The organism is Erythrobacter sp. HI0063 (assembly GCF_001635685.1).
Lineage (GTDB): Bacteria > Pseudomonadota > Alphaproteobacteria > Sphingomonadales > Sphingomonadaceae > Qipengyuania.
Map to the genome: position 1 here is coordinate 1 of NZ_LWFF01000179.1, position 345 is coordinate 345.

Genomic DNA, 345 nt, shown 5'->3' on the forward strand with positions numbered 1-345 from the left:
GGCGCCACGATGGGGCTGAACGCGCTGATCGAGCGAAACCGATCCGCATTGCGCAGGCCGATCGTCAGCGCGCCGTGGCCGCCCATCGAATGGCCGGTGATCGCCTGACGTGTCATGTCGACCGGGAATTCCGCCGCGATCAGGTCGGGCAGTTCGCGCTCGATATAGCTGCGCATCCGGAAGTTTTTCGCCCACGGCTCTTCGGTCGCATCGATATAGAAGCCCGCGCCCTTGCCGAAATCATACTCGTCCTCGGCATCGGGCACGTCGTCACCACGCGGGGACGTGTCGGGCGCAACGAAGACGATGCCGTGTTCGGCGCAGGCCGCGCGGTATTCGCCCTTC

Annotated in this window: 1 protein-coding gene; it reads right to left on the reverse strand. The window is 65.2% G+C overall.

The window, feature by feature from the left end; translation table 11 throughout:
• A partial coding sequence (locus tag A3736_RS06135) for an alpha/beta hydrolase-fold protein (RefSeq protein ID WP_255362968.1) occupies positions 1-345 on the reverse strand: 345 nt, incomplete at both ends.